7 protein-coding genes are annotated in these 4,859 nt (G+C 57.6%); 5 read left to right on the forward strand and 2 right to left on the reverse strand.

Translation table 11 applies throughout. The features are described 5' to 3' along the window. Positions 1–166: 166 nt before the first annotated feature. Both AC0V2Y_RS26950 and AC0V2Y_RS26955 read right to left on the reverse strand, forming a co-directional pair. Positions 167–352, reverse strand: coding sequence for a hypothetical protein (locus AC0V2Y_RS26950; protein ID WP_475417977.1), 186 nt, complete (start codon positions 350–352; stop codon positions 167–169). 478 nt (positions 353–830) lie between these two features. Continuing rightward, positions 831–1,718: an AraC family transcriptional regulator gene (locus AC0V2Y_RS26955; RefSeq protein ID WP_475417978.1), complete on the reverse strand. Its 888-nt coding sequence runs from the start codon at positions 1,716–1,718 to the stop codon at positions 831–833. Between the two features lie 133 nt (positions 1,719–1,851). Here AC0V2Y_RS26955 and AC0V2Y_RS26960 point away from each other — a divergent pair, with 133 nt between their 5' ends. From AC0V2Y_RS26960 to AC0V2Y_RS26980, 5 genes are all read left to right on the forward strand, one after another. Beyond that, positions 1,852–2,595, forward strand: a complete 744-nt coding sequence (locus AC0V2Y_RS26960; RefSeq protein WP_475417979.1) for an SDR family NAD(P)-dependent oxidoreductase — start codon at positions 1,852–1,854, stop codon at positions 2,593–2,595. 17 nt (positions 2,596–2,612) lie between these two features. Next, on the forward strand, positions 2,613–3,008 hold the full coding sequence (locus tag AC0V2Y_RS26965; RefSeq protein WP_475417980.1) for a VOC family protein: 396 nt from the start codon (positions 2,613–2,615) through the stop codon (positions 3,006–3,008). Position 3,009: 1 nt separating this feature from the next. After that, a complete protein-coding gene (locus tag AC0V2Y_RS26970) occupies positions 3,010–3,993 on the forward strand; it encodes a saccharopine dehydrogenase family protein (RefSeq protein WP_475417981.1) in 984 nt (327 codons plus the stop codon). Between the two features lie 10 nt (positions 3,994–4,003). Next, positions 4,004–4,330, forward strand: a complete 327-nt coding sequence (locus AC0V2Y_RS26975) for a nuclear transport factor 2 family protein (protein ID WP_475417982.1) — start codon at positions 4,004–4,006, stop codon at positions 4,328–4,330. 15 nt (positions 4,331–4,345) lie between these two features. Further along, positions 4,346–4,859: nuclear transport factor 2 family protein (locus AC0V2Y_RS26980; protein ID WP_475418407.1), on the forward strand; the 514-nt coding region annotated here is incomplete at its 3' end.

Here is a 4,859-nt window from a genome sequence, read left to right on the forward strand (position 1 = left end):
CACCCACGATCTAATCGTATGGCGGGACTCTCATCCGGCAAATAGGATTACTCCTAAACTAGGTGACTGTTCAGCAGTAGTGAGGATACTGGATAGGAGTGTTGGTGAGCGTCTGACTACTACACAAATCCCCTGTCAACGGTGATCCTCCTGTAATTCATCAGGTCTACGCTTTGGAAGCCGTTTCCACCGTCTTCCCTGCTTCTTCGCTGTTCTCCCGAATGATCTCGCGTACTTCCTTGATGTGCTCCCACGCCAGATTCGCCGCCCGCTTGGCGCCGTGCTTGCTCTTGTAAAGATGCTCCAGCGTCTTGAGCGTGCCGGTGGCCCAGGCTTGCTCCTGTCCCGCCATTTTCTTCTTCGCCGCCCCGTCCCCCCGGCTAGATCGGGTCTGGCCTGTCTATTTCCCCTGCCCTGCAGAGACTTCAACCGCGCGCTAGCAAAAGCTGGCCTTCCCTAGCCATAACTGCCGGCGCAGGATGGTTTATCTGATCGAGGCAGCAGCAGAGCGCTTGCTTTTGCGCGCTATAGCAGCACAGTTGGCTACGATAAACTAGCCCGTCATCTGCTTCGTGCGCGCGGCCAGAGGGGGACTTTGGGCATTCGCGGTGGAGTTGCGCTCATGGCCGGCGCGACATGGCACCAGACGGTGTCACGCCAAAACAGAAGCTTGCCATGGCCGCTTAAGCAAAAGCGTAAGCCCAGCAGCGTATTGATCCGACCTTCAAATGGCTGGTGACCGACTAACCGCTTGGTGAGAGCAATTTTAAATCACCAGCTGATAGACCAAGACCAAGCCTGCCAGACATCCAGGGTTGTCGGCGCGATTACTATTCCCCCCGCAGTTCTCGGGTGGCTTTCACAAGATCTCTAGAAGGTGGCAGGCCGAACAAGCGAGCATATTCCCGGCTGAACTGATTAGGGCTCTCGTAGCCAACACTGAACGCAATCGAAGTTGCGCTGCCTTGGCCGGAGATGAGTTGTGAGCGCGCATGTAACAAACGTAGACGTTTTTGATATTGTAACGGGCTCAATGCCGTCACCGCTTTAAAATGGCGATGGAATGCAGAAACGCTGAACGCCGCCATCTCAGCGAGTGCCTCCACCTTTATCTGTTCGGTAAAGTTACGACGTATCCAGTTGATTGCCACACTAATACGTGAAAGTGCCGTGTCAGGCGATGCAATGTCTCGTAGCATCCAACCAAGAGGCCCCTGAAGCACACGAAACAATATCTCACGCTCATAAGCAGGAGCGAGGACTGCTATCTCGTCCGGCCGTTCCATTAGTCGCAGCATACGGATCCACGCGTCGAGCAGCTCACCATTGACCGGCGCAACCGAGAATCCTGAACCAAACAGCGTACTACATACCCGCACCGGCAAGTCACGGATAAGCGCAGCGACGATAGCGGGATCAAGCGTCAAGCTAACAGCCAGATACGGTTCGCCTGTCGCGGCAGGATGTACAGCACCCACTGCAGGGAGATCCACTGACATCACAAAGTAGGTGGCCGGATCATAATGAAAAGTGCGGTCGCCAATCGTCATCGTTTTCGATCCCGTCAGTATCAAGTTGACCATTGGATCGTAGACGGCAGCAAGCAGATGCTCCGGAATCTCGCCCTGCACCATGGCGACACGTGGGATGCCGGTTTCGGTGCGGCGATTCTCGGCCCCTGCGGCCAGCGCTCTCAATTCTTGCATTTGCTGTTCCATGTTGAAACCCTAACAGGGGCCATCCCCGGATGCAATGGGAAAGCAGAAATAGGCAAGTATTGAGGAGGATCGGGTGAGTCCGTTGCTGGCGGCAGTCTTACCATGGATCTCACTAATCTACTGGAGGAATCGAATGAAGATTGTCATCGTGACAGGCAGCAGCCGTGGTATCGGCGCCAGCACTGCACTGGAATGCGCCAAGCGCGGCATGGGCGTGGTCGTCACTTACAACAGCAATCCGGAAAAAGCGGAAGCGGTCGTGCAAGCCATCACCGGGATGGGCGGAAAGGCGGTTGCGCTGAAGCTGGACGTTGGCAACATCCAATCGTTCGCCGATTTCCGCCAGGCGTTGTCTGGCCAGCTGGCCGCCGTCTGGGGCCGAAACAGCTTCGACTTCCTTGTCAACAACGCCGGCCACGGGCTGTATGCGCCGATCACTGAAGTCTCCGAGGCGCAGTTCGACGGTCTGTTCAACATCCACCTCAAGGGGCCGTTTTTCCTGACTCAGGCGCTGCTGCCGCTCATCGAGGACGGCGGCCACCTGGTCAACATCACCAGCGCAACGAGCCGGGTAGCTACGGCTGGCGTGGCGCCGTATGCCGCTTTCAAGGGTGGTCTGGAGGTACTTACGCGCTACATGGCCAAGGAATTTGGCGCGCGCCGCATTCGGGCCAACTCGATCGCGCCGGGTGCGATCCGTACTGAGCTGGGCGGTGGACTGACACCGGAATTCGAGGCTATGCTGGCGGACCAAACGGCGCTCGGCCGGGTCGGTGAGCCGGAAGAAGTCGGCGGTGTTATCGCCAGCTTGCTGTCCCATGAGAACCGCTGGATCAATGCTCAGAACATCGAAGTCGCGGGTGGCTACATCATCTGAATCAAGGAGAACGCATCATGCTCGATCACGTTTTTATCTGCGTCAGCGATATCGCTTGCTCGATTGCCTTTTACGAAAAAGCACTGGCGCCGCTGGGCATTGCCCATGCACTTGACTACGACGGCCGCCAAGGCCCGGCAGGTCACCCGGACCTGAAGGGTTTCGGCGCCAACGGCCGCGTGTTCTTCTGGCTGCGCGAAGGCACGGTGGACGGCCGCGCCGCCCATGTGGGCTTCGTCGCCAATAGCCAGCGCATGGTCGACGCGGCCTTTTCCGCGGCGATGGCCGCCGGCGCCACCGAAATCCATCCGCCCGGACCGCAGTTGCACTATGACCCACGCTATTACGCCGCGCAGGTGCGCGACCCGGATGGCTATAGCCTGGAATTCGTCTACAAGGAATGGCAGCACTGATATGAAGAAATTAATGATTTATGGCGCGACCGGCTACACCGGCCGCATGGCGGCGCAGTACGCCGTAGCGGCAGAAACGCCGCTTATCCTTGCTGGACGTAATGAGGCGACGCTCGTTTCAATGTCCGCGATGCTCGGCCTGGAGTACCGCGTTTTCGCACTCGAAGACACCGCACTGGTTGAATCATCACTCGGCGATGTCGGTGTCCTCCTCAATTGCGCAGGTCCGTTCGCAAGGACTGCCAATGTTCTGATGCAAGCCTGTATTCGCCAAGGTGTGCACTATCTTGACGTCGCCGCAGAACTCGACAGCTATCGTCTGGCCGAAGTGCTCGACGGCGAGGCTAAAGCCGCAGGTGTGATGCTACTGCTGGGCAGTGGCGGCAGCGTGGCAATGCTGGGCTGCCTTGCCGGACACGCCGTCGCAAAGGCAAATAATCCATCGAGCATTCAAGTGGCCATGCATGTATCAGGTGGTTTGTCGCGAGGCTCGGCCGTCAGCGCCATGGGCAGCGTCACCGCAGAGACGCTTGCGCGCCACGGCGGAGGGCTGGTTGTGCGGCCGCACGGAGCGGTCCGAAAACTCGACTTTGGCAAGGGGGCAGTGGATTGCTTTCAGGTCACCCTTCCCGATCTGATTACGATCTGGAAGTCAACTGGCATTCCTGACATTGAAACGTTCGTCCACGTTACCGGTGACGGATTCCCTCAAGGTGATCTCTCGGCACTGCCGGATGGGCCGAGTGAGCAGGAACGGTTGGCCCATCGTTATCAGGCCGTCGCCGAGGTCACCAGTTCAGATGGCAGTGTTGTCCGCTCGGTGCTCGACACAGTCAACGGCTACACGTTCACCGCTACTGCCGCCGCCGAGACAGGACGGCGCGTTCTCGGCGGCGAGTACCGTTCTGGTTTTCAGACCCCTGCAATGCTTTTCGGCAATGGTTTTGCCGAGACCATCGCCGACACCACGATCGTCGATGCTTGAGGAGCATTCCATGGAAAAGCTAATTAATCAATTTATACGGCTCGCCAATGCCTTTGACGTCGAGGGAACGTTGGCTCTCTTCACGTCCGATGCGGTCATCGAAGACGTTTCGGTTGGCAATGTTTTCGCCGGCATCGAAGGTATTCGTCGCTACCTCGAACAATTCTTCGTCGGTTATAACACTGCGAGCAAGTTGTTGTCGCTAGAGCAACCACACAACCTGGTGGCGCTTGTTCGCGTTGACTTCACCGGCACCTTTGGCCACGAGATTGGGTCTCTCCGAATCCAGGCCAACGCCGCCGGTCTGATCGAACGCATCGACGCCGATCTCGAGTAACCATTAGAGAAAACAATGATAGGTGCCTTCAAGGGTGCCGATGCCGGGACTGGCTGCATTTCGCAAGCCGCCGGTTCAGCAAAGGAATTACTTATGACCATGTCACCATCACTTGCCAACGAGGTCGCAGACCAGCTTGCGGTAGTCGATACTCTGTACCGCTTCGCCGCTGGCATCGACCTTCGAGACAAGAACCTTCTATCGTCCGCACTGGCAGAAAATGCCATGTCGGACTTTCGCCCAGCTGCCGCCAAGGCCGGGTTTGAATATCCGGTGATCGAGGGTAGAGACTATATCGTTGCTGCCCTCACCGCCTCTCTCGCGACGTTGGATACGACTCACTCCGTGACCAACCCACGTGTCACCATCGACAGCGACACAGCGCGATTGGATGTGCTCGTAGAGGCCCACTATGACGGCACAGTTGGTTACGATAAACTGGCCCTTCATCTGCCTGAAGCGCTCGATGAGATCAGGGATTCTGCGTGCCGGCGGTGGAGGTGCAATCACGATTGGCACTACATGGCAC

This window comes from Janthinobacterium sp. BHSEK (genome assembly GCF_056174685.1).